We start from the raw sequence: 22,542 nt of genomic DNA, 5'->3' as shown, positions 1-22,542 counted from the left end.
GTGCGGAGTCAGCGGGTGCTGCCGCCGATGGGCGTGCAGGACACGGTGATGCTGTGGGTGTCGCCGTACTCGTGGCTCGGTTCACCGAGCATGCCGACGAACGACCGTGACGGTGGAAGCCGCGAAGTCTCCCCGCCGTCGGCAGTCAGTTCCCCGTACTTTCAGATGGCGTCGGGCCGCGCTCGCTGTCCAGCAGAGCCATGAGGGGTGCGGCGTACCGGGTTCCGGCCACCGCGTCGGTCGGGATGGCCTCGTCGATCGCGCGAAGGTCCGCGTCGGTCAGGGTGACGTCGGCCGCGGCCAGGGCCTCCTCGACGCGGTGCGGTCGGCGGGCGCCCAGAATGGCCACGATGGTGCCGCGCTCGCGGCTCTGGGCGATGACCCAGGCAGTGGCGAGTTGAGCGACGCTGATGCCGCGCGCCTCGGCGAGCGGCATCAGCCGGTCGGCAACGGTGAGGTTCGTGGCGAGGTTGTCGGGGTGAAAGCGGGGCAGCCAGTGGGCGCGCGGGTCGCCTCCGGCGGGTTGTTGGTACGTGCCGGAGAGCAGGCCGTGGGCGAGGACCCCGTAAGCGGTGACGCCGATCCCCAGCTCGCGGCAGGTGTCCAGGATTCCGTTGGTCTCGGGATCACGGCTGAACAAGGAGTATTCGATCTGTACATCGCGGATCGGGTGCACCGCGTGGGCGCGGCGGATGGTCTGCGGCCCTACTTCGGACAGCCCGATGTGGCGTACGTATCCGGCCTGGGCCAGCTCGGATATGGCGCCGATCGTGTCCTCGATCGGGGTGTCGGGGTCGAGGCGCGAGGGACGGTAGATGTCGACATGGTCGGTGCCGAGGCGACGCAGCGAGTAGGCGAGCGCGTTCTTCACGTGGGCGGGACGGCCCTCGATGCCGACGAAGGCTCCGTCAGGACTGCGCAGAGCTCCGAACTTCACGCTCAAAAGCGCCTTTTCGCGATCGCCGTCGCGCAGTGCCCGGCGAATGAGGTCCTCGTTGTGGCCCATGCCGTAGAAGTCGGCGGTGTCGAGGAGAGTGACGCCGCCGGCGAGAGCCGCGTGGATCGTGGCGATGGCGGCAGCCTCGTCGGCGGGGGCGGTCTGATCGGACATACCGGCGCAGCCCAGCGCGAGAGGAGCGACCTGTGGGCCACCGGTTCCAAGGGTTCGGGTTCGCATGGATCCTTCGCAGGGTGGGGTGGAAGAGGTGGGCGCGGCCGACAAGGCCGGCGACGCGGCAGCCACTTGTTACTGTTGACATCTCAACACTAGGAACGAGCAGGTTGATATGTCAACACCAAACGCCGAGGCTCACAATCCGGACGAGCCCATGGGCGAGGCCGCACCTGATCCCGTCGACCTCTGGTCCGTCTTCAAGCGCGCCCACGAGATCGTCCGAACCCGTGTGATCGCGGACGCCGCCGAGGCGGCGGGCCTGTCCGAGCCGGACCTGACGATCCTCGTCAACCTGAGCAAGGCGGGAGGCTCCCTGCGCCAGAGCGAGCTCGCCGCGTCGCTCGGCTGGGACCGCACCCGCATCTCCCACCAGGTCACCCGTATGGGCAAGCGCCAACTCGTCACCCGTGAACGTGCCGATGGTGTCACCGTCACCCTCACCGACACCGGACGCCAGGTCATCACCACCGTGCACCCCGGCCTGGACGCCGCGGTACGCCGCCACTTCACCGACAAGCTCTCCGCACAGGAGATCGCAACACTGAGTTCCGTCTTCCGCCGGCTGTAGCCGCCGGAACCCGAGGCCGACGAGCCGCTGCCGTGCTCGATGAAGGGGCCTTCGGGAAACTGGCCGGCACGCTGACCGGCGAGGGTGAGCGAGCCGACGGGCACTGTCACGTTGGCGGTGACCGTGGGATGACTTGCGGTCGTTCGTGTCGGGAGGCGGTTGATGGTGTCGTCCGTGTCGCCGTCGTACCGGGGTCACCGCTCCTACGGAGCCGCCCCGCGCGAGGCCCTGCCGTCGGTCGAGCACCGTGCCCACAGCGGTTTGAACAACCGCGCCGAGAACAGTCATGCTCGACACGTGCACGTAGCTGACCGGCGGCCGGTACGCCCCCGGTCCGGGCGGATGCGACGACGCCGGGGGCGCAGCCGCCGGCGCCCGGCGCGGGATTCGCGGCGACGGCGTGCACCCCACGGAGCGGACGGTCCGTCCACACGGGCGGGGGACGAACCTCGGCCGCGGCGGGCGGCCTTCACCACAACTGCGCACAGACGGGAAGAGCACCATGGCAGCATCAGGGCGCGGCAGCCTCCTTTCCCCCGCGGGCCAGTGTCGACGTGGAGCGAGCTGATCGGCACGGCCGCGCCTGGGTGAAAGAGTGGGCCTGGTCACCGGTCCAAGTGCGGTGCTGGGGTGCCTGGTGGAGTTCAACCGGCGCCCGAACCTCACTGCGGTGCGCAGGGCCGGTAAGGTACTGCTGGATGCGGATGTGCGCGCACTCGTCTGTGCGCTCAGTGGCGTTCCCCAGGCGCATCTGTGTCGCGCGTTGCCTGCCTGGGAGCAGCAGGCGACCGGCGCCGACCGCGGTCAGGACGGGAAGGCCGTGGGACTGCGCAAACCGGGAGCGGTGCCGGGCACGGGTCCGGGTTGCCGCATGTGCGTGGCACGGCGGCTCGGGCGACCTGGTGTGGCGCGGCTGTGTCTGCCGCCGCGCGGCCGGGTCCGCGCGCGGCATCAGCAGTGGCTGCCGCGTACAGCGCGTGGGTCGGACGGCGATGGGCCGGCGCGGCTGGGTCTTCGGGATATCCCTGATCAGGGCTGTTCCGACCGAGATCGAGGAGGCCGCCGCGATCGACGGTGCGAGCCGACTCGGAGTCTTCTTCCGCGTGGTGAACCCACTGTCATGCCCCGGTGTGGTGACGGTCGGCATCCTCGGGTTCATCGCCAGGATCCGCCCCGGGCATCCGGGGCGGGGTTCGCGGTTGTCCGAGAACGCCGCGCGCAACCGGTGTTTCGAAAGGTTTCGCCGGGCCGCGACACCATAGGCGTCAGCCCGGGCGCCCACGTGCCCACCGCGAGACCCGCCCCGGGCTGAGCGAGCGATCTCGCATCGGGCCTGGAACCCCGACAAAAACCGGTCCCGACCGGACGGAACGTCCACCGGCGCCTCCGACCGGCCGGCCGGAACCACTACTCACGAACGAGGACCACTGAGTTGCCCCGCGCCCACATCGAGCTCGACAGAAAAGCCGTCATCGCCCCTGTCCGACGCCGCACTTTCGGCTCCTTCGTCGAACACCTCGGCCGCTGCGTGTACACCGGGCTCTACGAGCCGCAACACCCGAGCGCGAACGACGACGGGTTCCGCATGGACGTCGTCGAACTCGTCAGGGAGCTCGGCAGTACGACCATCCGCTACCCGGGCGGGAACTTCGTCTCCGGCTTCCGCTGGGAGGACTCGGTCGGCCCGCGCGCGACGCGCCCGGTGCGCCGCGACCTCGCCTGGCACTCGCTCGAGTCGAACGAGGTCGGCCTCGACGAGTTCGCGCGATGGCTCAAGCTCACCGACTCCGAGCTGATGCTGGCGGTCAACGTCGCCACGCGGGGCATCCTGCCCGCCCTGGACCTACTCGAGTACGCCAACCACCCGTCCGGCACGGCACTGTCCGACCTGCGCATCGCCAACGGCACGCCGGACCCGCACAACGTGCGCATGTGGTGCCTCGGCAACGAGATGGACGGACCGTGGCAGACCGGGTTCATGACGGCTGACGACTACGGCAAGATCGCCGCCCGCACCGCCGCCGCGATGAAGATGGCCGACAAAGACCTCGAACTCGTCGTCTGCGGCTCCTCCGGGTCCGGTATGCCGACGTTCGGCGACTGGGAGCGCACCGTGCTCGAACACAGCTACGACCACGTCGACTACGTCTCGTGCCACGCGTACTACCAGGAGTACGACCGCGACCTCGGCTCCTTCCTCGCCTCGGCGATCGACATGGACTACTTCATCGACACCGTCGTCGCGACCGCCGACCACGTGGGGTACAAGAAGCGCTCGAACAAGAAGATCAACGTCTCCTTCGACGAGTGGAACGTCTGGTACCTCAAGGAGCACCAGGAGTCCGAGGAGGTCAACGCCGAGTGGCGCTCCGCCCCTAGGCAACTCGAGGACACGTACACGGTGGCGGACGCCGTCGTCGTCGGCAACCTGCTCATGACGCTCCTCAAGCGCAGCGACCGCGTCACCTCCGCATCGCTGGCGCAACTCGTCAACGTGATCGCGCCCATCATGACCGAGCCCGGCGGCCCGGCCTGGCGGCAGACGACCTTCTACCCGTTCTCGATCACGAGCCGGCTCGCTTCCGGCGAGGTGATCCGGCCCGTGATCGACGCGCCGACGTACAAGACGGCGCGCCACGGCGAGGCATCCGTCGTCGACGCCGTGGCCACCGTCGACGAGGACCGGGCCGCGGTCTTCCTCGTCAACCGCGGCCTGGAGGAGGCCGCACAGGTCACGATCGACGTGCGCAGCCTCGCCTCGTCGCGGGTCGTCGAGGCGCTCACACTCGCCGACTCGGATGTGTACGCGAAGAACACGCTCGCGGACCAGCACCGGGTGACTCCCTCCGCGAACGCGAGCGCGACGCTCGCCGACGGCGTGCTCACCATCGAGCTGCCGCCGGTGTCGTGGACGGCGATCGCCCTCCGCTGAGCGACGACGCGAGACAGCTCCGGCGCCGTCACGGAGCCCGCGCGGCACCCGGCTCCCCCGCACCGGCCGGTGGCCCTGACCACCCGCCACCCGTGCGACCTGCCAGATCACAACACCGTCAACGCCGGCGCGTGCCGGCATTCCGAAGGGACCACGCACTGTGCGGACGTACGACAATCCTGTGATCAGCGGGTTCCACCCGGACCCCAGCGTGTGCCGAGTCGGTGACGACTACTACCTGGTGTGCTCCAGCTTCGAGTACTTCCCCGGGCTGCCGATCTTCCACAGCAAGGACCTCGTGCACTGGCGGCAGATCGGCAACGTGGTCGACCGCCCCGAACAACTGCCGCTGCCGCTGCCCGACAGGATGGCCTCCCGCGGCCTCTACGCCCCGACCATCCGCCACCACGACGGCCTCTTCTGGGTGATCAACACCAATGTCAGCAGCGGCGGCAACTACATCGTGACCGCCGAACGACCCGAGGGCCCCTGGTCGGACCCGGTGTGGATCGACCTCCCTGGGATCGACCCTGACCTGGCGTGGGAGGAGGACGGCACCTGCTGGTGTGCCGTCACCCTCCCCGGCATCCACATCGCCCGGATCGACCCGGTCAAGGGCGAGGTCCTGGAGGGGCCCTTCCCCACCTGGTCCGGTACCGGCCTCAAGTGGCCCGAGGCCCCGCACCTGTACCGCATCGGCGGCTGGTGGTACCTGCTGATCGCCGAGGGCGGCACCGAACGCGGCCACGCCGTGTCCATCGCCCGCGCCCGCTCGCCGCGCGGCCCCTGGGAAGGCGCACCCGGCAACCCCGTACTGTCCCACAGCGGCACCGACCGGCCAGTCCAGAGCGCCGGCCACGGCGACCTCGTCACGGCGCCCGACGGCACCTGGTGGCTGGTGCTGCTCGGCACCCGTCCCCGCGGCTACACGCCCAACTTCCAGGTGCTCGGCCGCGAAACCTTCCTCACCCCCGTGGAATGGGACGAAGCGGGCTGGCCCGTCGTGGCACCCGTGCTCGAGCGCCACCCCGCGCCCGTCGGCGCCTGGCATCCCTTCCCGGCGCTACCCGCTCGCGACGACTTCGACGCCCCCGTGCTCGCCCCGCACTGGATCTCGCCCTACGCCCGTCCCGACGGCTCCTGGTCGCTGACCGAGCGCGCCGGCTGGCTCACCCTCACCGCCACCGGTCCCACCCTCGACCGCCCCGGCCACACCTTCGTCGGCCGCCGCCAGCAGCACCACGACTGCCGGGTCGCCGCGCTGCTCGACCCGGGCACGGGACGGGGTGGCCTGAGCGTGCGCATGGACGAGGCGCACCACTACGACCTGGAGGCCGGCGAGGGAGAAGTGCGGGTCGTTGCCCGCATCGGCCCGCTGTGCCAGACCGTGGCCCGCCGCTCGGTGCCCTCGGGCCCGCTCGCCCTCAGCGTGACGGTCCGGACCACCGACATCGTGTCCCCGTCCCCCGAATGCGCCGGTGTCGAGCCCCTCGGCCCCGACACCATCGCCTTCTGGCTCGGCGATCCCGGTGCACCGGGGGCGCGGCCGCTCGCCGAACTGGAGGGGCGTTACCTCTCCACCGAGGTCGCGACCGGCTTCACCGGACGCGTCATCGGCATGTACGCGACCGACGGCACTGTCGCATTCGACTGGTTCGACTACGCGCCGGCGCCCTCCGCCTGACGGCCGGTCCGGCGCCGGCCCGGGCGCCGGCTCTCCCCCGGGGTTCGTGGCGGGGCCGTGACCTGGAGCGTGGCCGGCGGCCGAGGTGGGCTGCCCCGGGTTTCGTGGAGTCCGCGAGCGTGTGATCAAGCGGTCTGCGGAGCCGGCTCCGGGCTCGCCCGTACTTGATCATGGAGGGACCTCCGGGCGTAGTGGAGTTCGCCGTCTTCACCCGTCTCGGAGGTCCTGGTGACCCACGCTGGTGGTGGGGGTCTGTACAGCCTGACCGTACAGAGCGAGGAACCCCAGCCGACGTGCGGCTGGGGTTCCTCACTGCGGTGAGCGGCGGTCAGGAGGTGGGGCCGCCCGTGCCGTGAGCCGATCGTCTGCCCGCCGGCAGGCCGTACCTGGTCTCGTTCACCGTGGATCGGGCGGGTCAGTGTTGCAGGGTGAGGAGGCCCGGCCGGTAGGGCAGTTGGTCGTAGGGGCCGGTCGCGGTGGGGGACTTGCCCTGGTAGAGGAACTGCAGGTTGCAGGGGTCGATGGTCATGGTCTGGTCGGGGTTGTTGCGGACCAGGTCGCCGTGGCTGATGTCGTTGGTCCAGGTGGCACCGCTGTTGGCCTTGCCCGCGAAGGGGTTGCTCTCGCTGCCGGCCTGCGGGGTCCACGAACCGCTCAGGTTGGAGGCCGTGAACGAGCGGAAGTAGCGCCCGTTCGCACCCTGGGCCTCGACGATCATGAGGTACTGGTTCTGACCCTGGACCTTGTAGACCTGCGGTGCCTCGAACAGGTTGTTCGTCGAGTCGCTCATGACCGTCGTGTACGACGAGCCGAAGCTGCCCGGGAAGTTCCCGATCGGCATGCTCGCCCGGTAGATGCTGCCGTTGTCACCGGCGAAGAACAGGTACATGTTCTGGCCGTCGGCGATCAGGGTCTGGTCGATCGGGCCGGTGCCGGAGTTGGGGATGCTGCCGGTGAACAGCGGCTGCGGCGAGGACCAGCCGTTGGGGTTGGTGGGGTCACTGGAGGTGCGGTAGATGAAGGGCCACGCGCCCCACTGGTACGCCAGCACCCAGATGTTCTTGGGCGCGAAGTAGAACAGCGTGGGGGCCACGGCGGCCTGGCTCATCCCGCTCTGGCCGGCCGACGCCATGTCCGACCAGTTGGTGAAGGGGCTGAACGCCATCGAACCGTACGACGACCCGTTCACGTTCGACGCGTAGACCAGGTGCTTGCCGTTGTAGACCACGTCCGTGAAGTCCTTCAGCGAGGCCCAACCGTTGGCCGGCTGCGCCAGCGCGCCGGTGGACGACCACCGGTAGGTCGACGGGAGGGTGCAGGTGCCGCCGGTCGGCGGGGGCGTCGTCGGTGTGGTCCCGGTCAGGCCGGTCCACTGCTGGTTGCTGCGGCCGTTGCAGGTCCAGAGCTCCACGGCCGTGCCGTTGGCCGTGCCGGTGCCCGTGACGTCCAGGCACAGCCCGGACTCGACTCCGACGATCGTGCCGTCGGAGTTCACCCGCCACTGCTGGTTCGCGGCGCCGCTGCAGGCCCAGATCTGCACCCGGGTACCTGCCGTGGTGGCGTGGTTCGGGACGTCGAGGCACTTGTTGCCGTAGACGGTCAGCTGGGCGGCGGACGTCGCCGTCCACAGCTGGTTGGCCCCGCCCGAGCAGTCGTAGATCTGCAACTGCGCGCCGTCGCTCTGGCCGGCGTTCACCACGTCGAGACACCGGCCGGAACCCACACCGCGCACGGCAGAGCTGGTGGCCGCCTGGGCCGGGCCGGCGACGAGCATCGCCGCCAACGCCGCCACGATCGCAACCGCGGCGGCGAACGCCGCGGACAACCTCCTGCGGCTGGAACTTCGACTGCGCATGGGTACCTCCTTGTGAACGGATAGAGCTGTCACACGGCTTTGTTATCGCTCACACGCGCGTGCCGCCGTGAGCGCGCGCATGCAGGGGCACCCCTGGGCCGGGGCGGGAATCCTCCCCCGGCCCAGGGGACGTCAAGGTGTCGTACGGGTGCTGAACCGCGCGTTGCCTGATGTCCCGGAGCTTCGTCAAGCCGCGCTGCGGTACCGGGTGGATCGCACCCACGCGGTGGCGCGCGGCGGTTTCCCGACGGGGCGAGGGGATCCGGCGGAGGTACGTGCCTCCGCGGCTCAGCTCACCTGAAGTTCCAGTGCTGGTTGGCGTCGCCGTTGGAGTCCCAGATCTGGACGGGAGTGCCGTTGGCGGTCTGACCGCCGGGGATCTCCAGTGCCCGGCCGCTGGCGACGTTGGTCAGGGTGTAGGAGCCGTCGCTGTTCTGGCCGGCCCGCCAGTGCTGGTTGGCGCCGCCGTTGGAGTCCCAGACCTGCATACGGGTCCCGTTGCCGGTCTGGTTGCCCGGCTCGTCCAGTGCCCGGCCGCTGGCGACGTTGGTCAGGGTGTAGGAGCCGTCGCTGTTCTGGCCGGCCCGCCACTGCTGGTTGGAGGCACCGCTTGCGTCCCACACCTGGAGCTGGGTGCCGTTGCCGTTCTGTCCCGCGGGCTCGTCGAGAACGCGTCCGGCGGCCACGTCGGAGAGCGTGTAGAGCGCGCCGGAGGTGATGCCCCCGCCCGGTGTGCCGGCGCTGCCGCCCAGGGCGGTGAGCGCCGCGCTGTAGGCGGGCTTCTTGTTGCCGCTGTTGTCGAACAGAAGCGGGTTCTCACCGGTGCGCCACGAATCGCTGTCGCGGATGCCCCACACCGTGATGCCCGTGCAGCGGGCGACGTTGAGGCAGGCCTGGACGGTGTTGGCGTAGGCGGTGGTGGAGGCCTGGGCGATGTCGAGTTCGGTGATCTGGACGTCGACGCCGAGCGCGGCGAAGCTCGACAGGGTGGTCTGGAAGTTGGCGGGCGGGCCGCCGGCGCCGAAGTGGCTCTGGAGGCCGACGCAGTCGATGGGCACGCCGCGGGACTTGAAGTCCTTGACCATGTTGTAGACGCCCTGGGTCTTGGCGTCGGACCAGTTTTCGATGTTGTAGTCGTTGTAGCAGAGCTTGGCCGAGGGGTCGGTGTTCCTGGCGGTGCGGAAGGCCTCCTCGATGAAGCCGTTGCCCAGCACGTTCTGGAACACGGAGCTGCGGTGCTGGCCGCTGCCGCCGTCGGCGAAGGCCTCGTTGACCACGTCCCAGGCGTAGATCTTGCCCTTGTAGTGCGCCATCTCCTGGGTGATGTGGTTGTTCATCACACTGCGCAGGGTGTTGGCGTCGGTGATGGAGCTGACCCAGCTGGGCAGTTGGGAGTGCCAGACCAGCGTGTGGCCGCGCATGCGCTGACCGTGTGCGGAGGCGTGGCTGACGATCGAGTCGCCGGGGGCGAAGTTGAACGACCCCCGGGAGGGTTCGACGGTGTCCCACTTCATCTCGTTCTCCGGGGTCACCATGGTGAACTCCCGGTCCAGGATGCCCGCGTACGTCGAGTCGCCGAGCTTGCCCGCGGGTACTGCCGTGCCGAAGTAGCGGCCGCTGCCGGCTGCTGCCGCCCCCAGGGTGGTTGCCCCGGCAGCGTGGGCCGCAGGGCTCGCGGTAGCGGCTGTGACCGAGCTGACGACTACGCATACCGCCGCCGTCAGGACCTTGCGGAGACGGGGCTGCTTGTTGAGCCATGGCATGACGGATCGTTCTCCTTGCGTGTGGGGGGGGTATGCCTGCGCACCGGTCGGGACCAGGCACCTCGTCCCGACGGTTGTGCCGGCGCGTGATCGGCCGGGCCGCTCCTGCCGGGCGGAGCCGGTGGTGCCCGTGGTGCCTGGGCCCGCTCAGGAGCTGTTCCGCCGGATGACGTGCCGCCCGTACCCTTGTGGGGTTCGGCCGACGGAAGGGATCCGAATGGCTGGCGGAACTGTCTGTTAGCGTTAACAATTCACGGCGGCCGCGCACCCTGCCCGTGAGCCGACACTGAGTCAGCTCACAGGCAGGAGACCGCCCGCCAGGTGGTGCTGCCGTTCTTCGCGATGGTCATGCCCCAGTTGTCGCCCGCGCCGTTGGAGTGGCGACGAGGGCCTGGGTGTCGAAGTAGGGCACATTGACTTGTCGACGGCGCCAGTGTTGGCCTGCACCCGACAGGCTGTCAATACTTTCGACCAGAGCAGTGAAAGTATCGCTCCTCCCCCAATGCCCCTTACCTGAATATTCCCTGGCCAGACGCCTGGCAGCCGAGGCAGACCCAAGAACTTGGCCAATCGACTGCAACCCCTCGGCGCCGCAGGTCGCAACCTGAGACATCAAGTCATCGAAAGTTTCGAACCGCAGGGGCGCCCGACAGGCCCCCGGCAGGTCCCGCACCAGCCCGCCCGCCACCGTGACCGCGGCCGTCACGCCGGCCACCGCCGCCTCCAGCACCCCGCCCGTGCCCTGGCCCGGATCACCCGCCGCCTCCAGCACCGGGCACGGAGATCCGGATGTCGTGGACACCGTCGAGCTGCCGCCGACCTGTGGCGATGACCCGTCATAGATGAGCTGAACGCGTTCAATCCTGTGCGGATCGTTACCGGTGAACCAGGGAAGGAACTCTCGAAATGATCGACCTTGAGAGCGGGCGGAGCTGGTGGGGGTCAGTGCGCACCAGCAGGACCCGGGAATCCCCGTACTGCGCCGCCGGCTCGCAGTCCTGCGAACGTGGCACACAAGCCCGCGTTGCATTCACCGACCACGTGGCGAGCCGGTTCAGGCCGATTCGCGACATATGAGGGTGGTGGGCAGCAGGGTCCTGGGGTCCGGTTTCGTCTTGTTCTCGATCAGCGCGAGGATGTGACGGGCCATCGTCGAGCCCTGCTCCTCCACCGGCTGCCGGATCGTACTGAGCGGGGGGTGGGTGTACTGGGCCACCGGATCGTCGTCGAAGCCGATGACCGCGACATCGTCGGGCACGCGACGTCCCGCCCGACGCAGTGAGCGTAAGGCCCCGGCCGCCATCAGGTCGGAGGCGACGAAGACGGCGTCGAGGTCGGGGCGGCGCCTGAGCAGCCGGGTCATGGCGTGTTCGCCGGACTCGAGGGAGAAGTCCCCGAGGTCGACGACGGGCTCCAGGCCGGTGGCCGCCAGGGCCTCGGTGAAACCCCGGAGCCGGTCCTGGCTCGCAGCCATGTCGCGCGGCCCGGCTATGGTCCCGATGCGCTGGCGGCCTGCCGCGAGCAGGTGGTGCACGGCGGCCTGCGCACCGCCGTAGTTGTCGGTGTCCACGTACGGGGCACCGTGTTCCGCCAGCGGCCGGCCGCACAGCACGGTGGGCACCCTCGCCGTGTCCAGCAGAGGCATCAACGGATCCGAGCCGTGGGAGGAGACCAGCATGACCCCGTCGACTCCGCGGTTCACGAAACGGGCCGCCGCCGCGTACTCGCTCTGATCCCGCACCGCGACGAATGCCAGCTGGTAGCCGACGGGGGCGAGGATCCGCGACGCGCCGTGGAGCAGGCGGGCGAAGAACGGGTCCGAGAAGAACCGCTCGTTGGACTCGGTGATGATCGCGGCGATGGATCCGCCGTGCGGCCGGTGCGTCCAGGGCGCTCGGCGGCGTACGTATCCGAGCTTTGAGATGGCCTCCTGGACACGGCGATTCGTCTCCTCGCTCACCCGGGCCGAGCCGGTGAGGACCCGGGACGCGGTGGCCGTCGAAACGCCGGCGAGCAGGGCCACGTCAGCGAGGGTGGGTGGGCTTGCGACGGTGTCGGCGGGTGCGGGCACGGACTTCTCCACGAGGTACCGGACACCCGGTGTCCGGAGACGGGAACGAGCGGGAACGAGCGGGGACGCCGGGTATGGCCGGGCAGGGTCGGACCGGAGCTTGTCGGATCGTGACTCGGTGGGGGCGGCGGTTTCGGGTGTCACTGATCGTCGCTCGGTACGTGTGTCGGGCGGTCGTGTCAGAGCTTCGACGCGGCAGTCGCCCCATCCATGATCCCAGTGTCTGACGCACCCTCACACCAGGGTCCGGCGGGTCCGCGCGATCGTCGTGGCCCGCTACGCGCTGCTCGCCGACCACCGGCTCCTCGACCACGGCCCACCCGCAGTCGCGGCCGACACGTGGTCACCGGCTGTCGACGTCGCTCGGCAGGATCCGCGGCAGCCGGGCCGCCTCGTCCGTCAGCAGCGCCGCCGCCCGCTGCTCGCGCTGCCTCAACTCGGCCAGACCGCTGCGAATCCGGTCCGCCGACAGCGTAGGCGTCCCGGCGTGGAAGGCGTTGATCTGCTCCGAGAGCACGGTGGCCAGCCGCGCGACGCCCGCGTACGCGGCGCGGACCTGCTCGCCGTGCCGGGTGAGTGCCAGGAACCGGCTGAACAGGGTGCGCGAACCCGCCAGCAGGGCGATGCTGTTGACGCCGGGCGCACGGTACACGGCGTCGGCCGACGCGCGCTCGGCGACCAGGCTCTCACCGATGAGGTCGTAGATCTGGAACCCGTCGCGGAACCGGGCCAGGAACCCGCGGTACGCGGACTCGAATCCGTCCAGGTCGGGGACCGACCTGAGCACCGCGGTGGAGCAGTCGACGAACCAGCGCTCCGGCTCCCGGGCGTACCCCTCGCGCAGCACGTCCCACCCCACCGTCAGCGGGAAGTATTCGTGGTCGTCGGAGGTGTTGTCGAGCAGCAGCACCTCGGTGCTGCTCGCCCCGCACACGAGGAACGAATGCAGCAGTCGGTGGTCCTCCGCAACGGTGCCGACCCGGCGCATGAACTCCACCCAGTGGGGGAAGTGGTGCCGGGGCGCGTAGAAGAACACCGGATGCCCCGAGGCGAGGAACTCGGGCAGGCCGGATCGGAAGCGGTCGATGTCCACCGTACCGGCCGAGAGCAGTTCGAACCCGAGCAGTCGCAGATCGCCCTCGGTCACGTAGGGCGTCTCGAACGCCCAGCGGTCCTTTCCACGCAGGTGGCAGTGGCGGTAGACGGCCGCGGTAGAGCCGAGCGCCCGGTACATCAGAAGGTCGGACCACGAGGTGCTGCCCGCGACGTAGGCCAGGAGTTGCGCCCTCCGGCAATGGAGGTGGTTGTTCGGGTCCTGAGTGCGGATGCGGTCGATATCCGGCATCCGGATCATCCGGTCGGTGAGCGCCACCGTGGTTCCTTCCCTCACGTACTGGTCGGGGCGATCCTCCATTCCAGCGCCCGACAACAATGGCGGACGTAGACAGGCGGCTACAAGGAGATCCTTGCGTCAGCGGGGGGCACCGTCAAGGAGCACCAGGTGTTCCGCGGGCGCCACTCGACCCGGCAGCGCCGGCGCGAATGTAAGTTTCATCGGGCTTTGACCGGCAATCAAGCGCGGCTGCATATTGTTTCCCGAGTAACCGATCACGGCTTCAGCTCGTCACGGGCAGGATTCACGGCGGTCCGGCGAGCCGGTGCTGCGAATTTCACTCCGGGCGGCACGCCTCCTACTACGGGTGAGGACAACCTGTGCGGGCGTTACTTCATTTCGGCGGGCTGGGTGATCCCGAAGGCCCGCTGATCAGCAGGCTCCGCGAACTGTTCCGACAACAGCAGAATTCTCGTTTCTTCGCATCGGCTTTCACGGGCGTCGAAACGGCCTTCGAGATCGTGGGACGCGAGGAATGCGCCCGTTTCCTGCCCGGCGGGTTACCGATACGCGAGTGGCTCGCCGACTGCGGCGACCGGCCGCTGCCCGCGGCGGCGCGCGGCTCGGTGGCCGAGGGCGTGCTGCTGCACATCTACCAGTTGTGCGTCCTCCAGCCGGGGCCGGGAAATCCGCTGGCCCGGGCGACCCGGTCGGGCGGCCTGCGCCCGGTGGGAGCGGTCGGGCACAGCCTGGGCAGCTACGCCGCCGTCTTCTCGGCCCTGCCCGTCGAGGGCCGCCGCGAGTACACGGCGGCCGCCGCACGCTCGATCGCCCAGGTCACCGTGGCGCTGTTGCGCTGCCACCAGGTCATTCCCGCGGCACCGCGGCCGGACGGGGAACTGCTGCGCCGGCACGCCGCACTCGGGCCGGGGGCCGGCGTCCCCGGGACGATGGCCGCCGTCGTGGGCCCGCGGCGCCCGGCGCTCGACGAGGCGATCCGACGCAGCGGCAGCGGTCCGGGCGGCCGGGTGGAGATCGGCCTCGTCAACTCGCCCACCTTCCACGTCCTCACCGGCGGTACCGAAGCGCTGATGCGGCTCCGGCTCGCCGAGGACGAACTCTTCGAACGGCCCGGTGCCCGCTGGACCTACCTGAGCGCCACCGCCCCCTTCCACAGCGCGGTGCTGGCGTCCGCCATGGCGCTGATCGGCCGGGACGTCGACCACAACTGGCAGCCCGTCAAGGGCGACGGCCTGACCATGCCGGTCTACGGCACCGGCACGCCCGCCAACCTGCAGTTCTCGCCCCACGTCCTGTACGAGGTGGCCGCGCAGCAGATGTGCCGCTCCTTCGACTGGCCGGTCGTCGTCGACGCCGCCATGGCGGAGCTGGCTCCGGACGTGGTCCTCGACATCGGCCCCGGCGTCTCCGCGGCCGCGCTGACGCGGTCGCGGCTGCGTGAGAGCGGATCGGCCGCGCGGTTCACCTCGATCTGACCGCCACGGCACCGAACGACGTCGCGAGCGGAGCACCGCCCCGCGCGCGAGACCTTCACACCACAGATAGGGGGGCACGCCGTGCGCTGCCTCGTTTTCCCCGGCCAGGGCGTCCAACGCCGCGGTATGGGCGCCGATGTGTTCGACCTGTTCCCGGAGGAGGTCGAGGCGGCCGACGCGGTGCTCGGCTACTCGATCCGGGAGCTGTGCCTGCACGACCCCGAGGGGCGGCTGGGCGACACCCGATACGCGCAGCCCGCCGTCTTCCTCGTCAACGCCCTCGACGCACGGCGGCGCCAGGCGGAGGAGGGCGATGAGGCCGAGCCCATCGCCTGCTACGCCGGCCACAGCCTGGGCGAGTACAACGCTCTGGTGGCTGCCGGCTGCCTCTCCCTGGTCGAGGCCCTGCGCCTGGTGCGGGCACGGGCGGAGGCCATGGCCTCGGTTCACGGAGGGGGGATGTCGGCTGTGGCGGGGATAAGCGCCGACGACGTGGCGTCGGCGCTGCTGGAAGCGCGGGTGCGGAACGTCTACGTGGCCAACCGGAACTCCGACCGGCAGACCGTCGTCGCCGGCGGCCGGGACGAGATGGCCGACGCCGCCGGTGTGCTGCGGTCCGCGGGCGCCCGGGCAGTGGTCCCGCTGCCGGTCAGCGGCCCCTTCCACACCCCGTTGATGGCGCCCGCGGCGCGGGCGTTCATGGCCGCCCTGAGCGGCCAGGCCTTCGGGCCTCCCGCCGTTCCGGTGTTCTCCGGCGTCACGGCGTCTGCCTTCGAGCCGGCCCGCGCCGCCGCGCTGCTCACCGCACAGATCACCGCCCCCGTGGAGTGGGTGCGCACCGTGCGCTCGCTGCGGGCCACCGGCGTCACCCGGTTCGACGAGGCCAACGGCACCACGCTCACCTCCCTGCTGCCCGCGATCGCCTGACCGCGCTGCGCCCGCCCCGAAGGAGAAGACCTTGAGCTCGGACATCGCTATCGTCGGCATCTCGGTGGAGGTACCCGGAGCACGGGACATCCACGGGTTCTGGGACCTCGTCGCCGAGGGGAGGAACCTCACCGGCCGCTTCCCCGAGCACCGCGCCCGGAGCATCGAAAACTACCTGCACTACGTCTTCGGCACGACCGTCCGCTCCCCCGCGGACTCCGACATCGCCTACCGCGACGGTGCCTACCTGGAACACCCGGAGTACTTCGACGCCGAGTTCTTCGGGATGACCCCGAAACAGGCCGCGACCACCGAACCGCACCTGCGGCACGCCATCCGCGCCATGTACCTGGCCTTCGAGGACGCGGGTTACCAGGCCTCTCGGCTGCGCGGCAGCCGTACCGGCGTCTTCGTCGGCTTCGCCGTCAACCCGGGCTCGGCCTACCTGGAGTACCTGTCCAAGATCGACCGGTCGTTGATCCAGCCGGCGCTCACCGGGAACGTGCCCACCATGATGGCCAACCGCCTCTCGCACCTGCTGGACCTGCGTGGTCCCAGCATGGTGGTGGACAGCGCCTGCTCCGCCTCGCTCGTGGCCGTCCACCAGGCCAAGAACGCCCTGCTGTTGGGCGACTGCGACACCGCGGTCGTCGCCGGGGCGCGCATCGTCAGCGCGCCGATCGACCACCCGGACACCCGAATCGGCATCGAGTCGTCCGACGGCCACACCCGTACCCTGGACGAGCGCGCCGACGGGACCGGCTACGGCGAGGGCTCGGGCGCCGTCGTCCTCAAGCGCCTCGACCGCGCCCTGGCCGACGGCGACCGGGTGTACGCCGTCATCAAGGGCAGCGCCGTCAATCACGACGGCGTCGCCGGCGGGGTGACGACGCCCGACTCCGCCTCGCAGGCGGACCTCCTCAACACGGCCTGGGCGAACGCCGGTGTCGACCCGCGCAGCATCGGCTACATCGAACTGCACGGCACCGCGACGACGTTGGGGGATCCCATCGAGATCGAGGGCCTGCGGCAGGCGTTCGCCCCGCACACCGGCGACAGCCGGTTCTGCGCGGTGGGCACCGTCAAGGCCAACATCGGGCACCTCTTCGAGGGTTCCGGCGTCATGGGCCTCATCAAGGCGGCGCTGATCCTGCGCAACCGCCGGCTGCCGCCGCTGGCGGGCTTCGAGCAGCCCAACTCCCGGATCGACTTCGACGACTCGCCCGTCCGCGTCCCCACCAGCGCCGAACCGTGGAGCAGCGAGGACGGCCCGCTGCGGTGCGGCGTCAGCGCGTTCGGGCTCGGCGGCACCAACTGCCATGTGGTGCTGGAGGAGTACGCCGCGCCGGCCCCGGCGCCCGCCACCATCGGCGAACCCGCAGCCGCGCCGCAGCTGTTCACCCTCAGCGCGCACAGCGAGGAGTCGCTGCGGCTGCTGGTCCGCGCCTACACGGACTGGTTCGAGCGCGGTCTGTTCGACGGAGTCGCCCTTGCGGAGCTGTGCGCCACCGTCCACCGCTCCCGCGCCGCCCATCGCCACCGGCTCGCCCTCGTCGTCTCCGACCTCGGCGACCTGCGCTCGCGCCTGGAGGCGCTGGCCGCGAACCGGCTCACGGACGCCGCGCCGTTCCACTCCAGCCACCCGGACTGGGCGTTCTGGGCGCCCGGCCTCGCCGAAGCGGCCGATCCGGAACTCGCAGCCCGGGCCGCCGCCTGGGCCGCCGGGGCCGACCTCGAAGCCGACGCCCGCCGCGGCGCCGGTTCGACCCCGCGCCTGGTCGACCTTCCGCCCTACCAGTTCGACGAACGCCGCGCCTGGATCGACTTCCCCGAGAACTGGCGGGAGTCCCTCGCGCTCGGCGCACCCGGGTCCGAGGGCCCCGCGACCCACCAGATCGTCTTCCGGCCCGCGAACGAACCCGCCCCCGCCGCCGACCCCGAGGCCCGGGTGCTCGCCCTGGTCGACGGCTCCACCGCCGCCGAAGCAGTCCTCCGTGAAGGCGGACTGACGGACGAGCAGATCGTACGCGTGCCCGAGGACCCGGCCGGCGGGGCGAGCGCCGACGCCTTCTGGGAGGACCTGGCGGTTCGGGCCGTGGACGAGGGCGTGACCCACCTCGTGCACGCCCTCGGCTTCGAGGCCGAACCGGCCCGGGACATCGCCACCCTCGACTCCCGCCTGGACAAGAACCTCTACAGCCTGTTCCGTCTCTCCAAGGCCCTGATCACCGAAGGCGCCCAGCTCCACCTGGCCGTCCTCACCCGCACCGCCCTGGCCTCCCGCCGCGCGGAGCCCGGCGTCGTCGTCGAGAACTCCACGCTGACGGGCATGGCCAAGAGCGTGAGCCGCGAGTACCCCTACATCACCGTCTCCGTCGTCGACACCGACGACGCCACGCCCGCCCGCGCGGTCCTCGACGAGATCCTCGGCTCCGAGACCTCCGTCGTCGCGCTGCGCGACGGCATCCGCCTGCGCGAGACGTTCGCCGAACTGCCGAGTACCGACATCGCCGACCGCGGCGACTACCTCAAGCCCGGCGGCACCTACCTGGTCACCGGCGGCACCGCCGGGCTGGGCCTCGCCCTGTGCCGCGAGTTCGCGGCCCGCCGACCCGGCATCAACCTCGTACTGCTCAGCCGCTCCGGCGCCTGCGGCATCGGCCCGGACACGGCCGGCGACGACGGCTCGCCCGAGGCCCGGCTGCGGCTCGCCCTGCGGGAGCTGCGCGATCTGGGGGCGGAGGTCCTGGTCCTCGCCGCCGACGCCGGCGACCCCGAGGCCCTGGGGACGGCCGTCGCCACCGTCCGGGAGCGCTTCGGCCGCATCGACGGCATCGTCCACGCGGCCGGCATCCCCGGAGGGGAGGTCATCACGCAGCGCTCCCAGGAGGACTTCGAAGCGGTGATCCGCCCCAAGATCCACGGCGCGTTCGTCCTTGACCTGCTGACCCGCGACGACCGGCCCGACTTCATCGTCCACTTCTCCTCCGTGGCGGCCGTGTTCCCCGCCATCGGGCAGGCCGACTACGCCTCCGCCAACCAGTTCCTGGACACCCTGGCGGAGTCCGAGACCGATCCCGACTGCCACGTCATCACCTTCGACTGGGTTTCGTGGAAGGAGATCGGCATGGCCGTCCGGAGCCACGCCAACGTCGACACCACCTTCAAGGCGCTGCCCACCGCGCTCGGCCTCTCGATCGCGGACGCCGGCCTGCGCTCGGACCGGGCCCGGGTGTTCGGCGGCGAACTGCACTACGAGGGCGACTACGCCGACGCCCTGCCCGGTTACCACATAGCACTCGAACCGCTGATGGCCGCCAAACTCCAGGAGGCTTCGCGCCGCCGTGCCTCGCGCCGCGAACGGAGCGCCGGACGGGTGCGCAAGGAGATCGAGGAGTTGCCGGTCGAACTCACCGGCCGCCTCGACGGCAAGTACACCGACACCGAGATGACGATCGGTCGCTGCTGGGCCCACGTCTTCGGCTTCACCAGCATCGACGTCGATGCCGACCTCTTCGACCTCGGCATCGACTCGATAACCGGGATGTCGCTGGTGGCCACCGTCGCCTCGGTGCTGGGCATCGAGATGCAGAGCAGCGACCTCCTCGTGGACCGCACGGTCGCCGCCCAGGCCAAGATCGCCGACGAGCGCCGGCACGCCGCCGACGGTCACCTGGTATGAGCGGGACGATCCGTACCGGGCCGCCCGGGGACACCGCGTCCCCGGGCGCCGCCCGCGCCGGGAGCGGGGCCCCCGCCGTGGGGGCCCCGCCCGCCGACGCCATGGCGGCCGAGCACCCCGACCGGGGCTACCCGGACCTGACCCGCGGCCCCGTCCTGCGGTCCGTACTCCGCTTCGCCGTGCCCCTCACCCTGTCCAATCTCCTCCAGCAGACCTACCTCCTCGCCGACGGCGCCGTCCTCGGCCACTGGGTCGGCGTCGACGCCCTCGCGGCCGCCGGCGTCGTCCAGCCGCTGTACTTCCTCGCGGACGGCGTCTTCCTCGGCCTGACCACCGGCTTCGCCATCCGCCTCGCGCGCTTCACCGGGGAACGCTCCCGACGGGGCCCCGCCACCGTCGCCGCCGCCCTGGCACTTGCCACCGCGGTATGGGCTGCGCTGTGCTTCCTCGTCGCCCGCACGGCCGGCGACACCCTGCTGCGGCTCACCGGCGCACGCGGCGAGGTCCTCCACGACGCCCAGGTGCTCCTGTCGACGCTCAGCTACGGTTTCCCGTCCGTCTTCGCGGTCTCCGCCGTCTGTGCCCTGCTGCGCGGCCTCGGCGACTCCCGCGCCCAGATGCGGCTCATGATCGGCAGCAGCCTCGCCAACATCCTCCTCGCCTGGCTCTACGTCGTGGTGCTCCACCTGGGCGTGGTCGGCGCTGCCCTCGCCACGGTCACCGCCGCCACCGGCACCGCCGCCGCCGGGCTGGCCCTCCTGCGCCGCAGACGCGACCTGGCGCCGCGTCGCTCCCACGGCTGGAAGGGTGCGCGTACCGAGGCCGCCGCCGCCCTGCGCCTCGGCCTTCCCGGCGCCACCCAGCAACTGCTCATCGCGCTCGGCATCGTGGCGCTCATCCGGATCGTCGCCCCCCTCGGCGCGTCACTGCTCGCGGCGGTCACCGTCGTCGGCCGCCTGGAGTTCTTCGCCGCCACCGCGTTCCTCGACCTGTCCGGCGCGCTCACCGTCTTCGTCGCCCAGAACCTCGGCGCCGGCAGACCGGACCGGGTCCGCCACGCCGTCCGCCGGACGCTGCCCTTCACGCTCGCGCTGGCGCTCGCCGTCAGCCTCGCCGTGATCGTCCTGCGCCCCGCCCTCGCCGCAGCCGCCACCACCGATCCCGTCACCCGGCATCTGGTGGAGGTCTACATCCTCATCACCTACCCCTGCTTCGTCCTCTACGCCGTCATGGCCGTCATACACGGCGCGCTCAACGGCATCGGCCGTACCGTCGTGCCACTGGTGTGCACGATCGTGTCGTTCATCGCCGTCCGCCTGCCGCTGTCGTACCTGCTGCGGGTGCGGCACGGCGCCGACGGCGTGATGTGGGCCGTCGACCTCGGCTGGATCGTCGGCGCGCTGTACACCGCGATCGCCGTCCGCCGCCACCTGCGCCGCAGGCCGGCCGGGACGCCGGCACTGCCCGGGATCCCCTGGAAACGGGTGCTGGCGCCGCTGCTGTGCGCCTGCGCCGTCCTGCTGGCCACCGCCGGCCGCTACGGCTACTTCCGCGACGAGCTGTACTGGCTCGCCGCAAGCCGCCATCTCGCTGCCGGCTACGACGACCAGCCGCCCCTGGTGCCACTGATCGTCCGCGCCGAGACCTGGTTCGGCGGCGACTCGGTGCAGGTCGTGCGCATCGCACCGATGCTGTTCGCGGTCGCCACCGCGTTGATGTCGGTCCTGTGCGCCAGGGAACTCGCCGGGAGAGACGAGAGGCGCTCGCACAGCGCCCAGCAGATCGCCGCGATCGCCGTCTCGGCCTCCGTGCTCGTGCTCGTCGAGGGACACCTGTTCACCACCGCCACCACCAGCGTCTTCTTCTGGTCCGTGGCGATCTGGCTGCTGCTACGGATCCTGCGGACCGGCGACCGCCGCCTGTGGTACGGCTTCGGCGCCACGCTGGGCCTCGGGATGCTCAACAACAACAACATCGTGATACTGGCGCTGTCACTGCTGGTCGCCGCCCCGCTCACCGGCAACGCCCGGCTGCTGCGCGACCGCGCCGTCTGGCTGTCCGTGCTGCTGGCGCTCGCCATCGCCTCGCCGGACCTCATCTGGCAGGCGCAGCACGGCTGGCCGCAGTTCACGATGGCCGGCCACCTGTCCACCTGGACCAAGCGGTTCACCGCCCTCCCCATGCAGGTGGAGGCGGCCACACTGCTCACCTGGCTGTGGGTGATGGGTTGGAGACTCACCTGGAGGGACACCCGCTACCGGCTGCTGCCCGTCGCCTACGTGGTGAGCCTCGTGATCGTGGTCGTCGCCGGCGGCAACTTCTACTACCCCATGGGCTGGTACCCGCTGCTGCTCGGCGCCGGGGCCGTCCGGCTGGCGGAACGCCGGCCGGCCGGACGGCGATGGTTCGCCGTGTTCGCCGCGGCCGCCGCCGCCGTCACCCTGGCAGTGGGGCCGCCGCTGCTGCCGGTGTCCGTCTACCGGCACCTGACCGCGGTGAACCCCTTCAACGCCGACTCCATCGGTTGGCCCCAACTCGCCCAGGACGTAGCCGCGGTGGAGCGCCGATATCCCGGTGCCACCCTGCTCGCCGTCAACTACGGCGAGGCCGGGGCCCTGGCCCACTACGGCCCCGCTCTCGGTCTGCCCACCGTCTACGCCGACCAGAACGGGTACAGCCGCTTCGGCCGGCCCACCGGCGTGTCCGGCACCACCATCGCCGTCGGCTACAGCCCGCAGGCCCTTCAGCCGTACTGGCGCAGTTGCGTCGTCGCCGGGCACATCGACAACGGTCAGGACATCGCCAACATCGAGCAGGGCCTGCCGATCCTGGTGTGCACCGGGCAGCAATACACGTGGGAGCACCTGTGGCCACTGCTCAAACACTTCGACTGAGCTTGACTCTGTCGGTGATCTCGGTGATCTCGGTGATCTCCGGCTGGGCAGGGTGATCGGTGGGCGGGTTCGTGGCCGTGGTTCAGGTCGATCCGGTGGCGAGGCTCGCGTTGTCCGTCCGTCCTCGTTCCGGTGAGCAGGTTCCCGCTTCCCCGACGGCCGC

Annotated in this window: 11 protein-coding genes and 2 pseudogenes; 8 read left to right on the top strand and 5 right to left on the bottom strand. The window is 70.7% G+C overall.

All coding sequences use genetic code 11. The features are described from left to right. Positions 1-145: 145 nt before the first annotated feature. Entirely contained in the window at positions 146-1,177 is a 1,032-nt protein-coding gene (locus tag OG823_RS33725; RefSeq protein ID WP_371484170.1) for an aldo/keto reductase, read from the bottom strand. Between the two features lie 151 nt (positions 1,178-1,328). Here OG823_RS33725 and OG823_RS33720 point away from each other — a divergent pair, with 151 nt between their 5' ends. The 4 genes and pseudogenes from OG823_RS33720 to OG823_RS33705 all read left to right on the top strand — a co-directional run bounded on the left by OG823_RS33720 (position 1,329) and on the right by OG823_RS33705 (position 6,358). Next, complete coding sequence (locus OG823_RS33720; protein ID WP_371484747.1) at positions 1,329-1,742, top strand: MarR family winged helix-turn-helix transcriptional regulator; 414 nt, start codon at positions 1,329-1,331, stop codon at positions 1,740-1,742. Positions 1,743-1,940: 198 nt separating this feature from the next. After that, a pseudogene (locus OG823_RS33715) lies at positions 1,941-2,099 on the top strand (IS6 family transposase); the annotation flags it as partial. Positions 2,100-3,174: 1,075 nt separating this feature from the next. Continuing rightward, a complete protein-coding gene (locus OG823_RS33710) occupies positions 3,175-4,674 on the top strand; it encodes an alpha-N-arabinofuranosidase (protein WP_371484168.1) in 1,500 nt (499 codons plus the stop codon). 160 nt (positions 4,675-4,834) lie between these two features. Next, complete coding sequence (locus tag OG823_RS33705) at positions 4,835-6,358, top strand: glycoside hydrolase family 43 protein (protein WP_371484167.1); 1,524 nt, start codon at positions 4,835-4,837, stop codon at positions 6,356-6,358. A gap of 415 nt (positions 6,359-6,773) precedes the next feature. Here OG823_RS33705 and OG823_RS33700 read toward each other — a convergent pair whose 3' ends face one another. The 4 genes and pseudogenes from OG823_RS33700 to OG823_RS33685 all read right to left on the bottom strand — a co-directional run bounded on the left by OG823_RS33700 (position 6,774) and on the right by OG823_RS33685 (position 13,419). Further along, entirely contained in the window at positions 6,774-8,213 is a 1,440-nt protein-coding gene (locus OG823_RS33700; RefSeq protein WP_371484166.1) for a non-reducing end alpha-L-arabinofuranosidase family hydrolase, read from the bottom strand. A 296-nt stretch (positions 8,214-8,509) separates the two neighbouring features. Further along, a pseudogene (locus OG823_RS33695) lies at positions 8,510-9,976 on the bottom strand (endo-1,4-beta-xylanase); the annotation flags it as partial. Positions 9,977-11,030: 1,054 nt separating this feature from the next. After that, complete coding sequence (locus tag OG823_RS33690; protein ID WP_371484164.1) at positions 11,031-12,047, bottom strand: LacI family DNA-binding transcriptional regulator; 1,017 nt, start codon at positions 12,045-12,047, stop codon at positions 11,031-11,033. A gap of 343 nt (positions 12,048-12,390) precedes the next feature. Further along, complete coding sequence (locus OG823_RS33685; protein WP_371484163.1) at positions 12,391-13,419, bottom strand: hypothetical protein; 1,029 nt, start codon at positions 13,417-13,419, stop codon at positions 12,391-12,393. Positions 13,420-13,901: 482 nt separating this feature from the next. Between OG823_RS33685 and OG823_RS33680 the strand changes: the two genes are divergently transcribed. The 4 genes from OG823_RS33680 (at position 13,902) to OG823_RS33665 (ending at position 22,379) form a co-directional block, all read left to right on the top strand. Continuing rightward, on the top strand, positions 13,902-14,876 hold the full coding sequence (locus OG823_RS33680) for a hypothetical protein (protein ID WP_371484162.1): 975 nt from the start codon (positions 13,902-13,904) through the stop codon (positions 14,874-14,876). Between the two features lie 81 nt (positions 14,877-14,957). Next, positions 14,958-15,803: an ACP S-malonyltransferase gene (locus OG823_RS33675; protein WP_371484160.1), complete on the top strand. Its 846-nt coding sequence runs from the start codon at positions 14,958-14,960 to the stop codon at positions 15,801-15,803. 31 nt (positions 15,804-15,834) lie between these two features. After that, on the top strand, positions 15,835-19,485 hold the full coding sequence (locus OG823_RS33670) for an SDR family NAD(P)-dependent oxidoreductase (RefSeq protein ID WP_371484159.1): 3,651 nt from the start codon (positions 15,835-15,837) through the stop codon (positions 19,483-19,485). Then, a complete protein-coding gene (locus OG823_RS33665) occupies positions 19,482-22,379 on the top strand; it encodes an MATE family efflux transporter (protein ID WP_371484157.1) in 2,898 nt (965 codons plus the stop codon). Before OG823_RS33670 ends, OG823_RS33665 begins: the two co-directional genes overlap by 4 nt. The last annotated feature ends 163 nt before the right edge of the window (positions 22,380-22,542 follow it).

Origin of the sequence: Kitasatospora sp. NBC_00315 (genome assembly GCF_041435095.1) — a bacterium.
Taxonomy (GTDB): Bacteria; Actinomycetota; Actinomycetes; order Streptomycetales; family Streptomycetaceae; genus Kitasatospora.
This window is presented reverse-complemented; position numbering and strand designations above follow the sequence as displayed.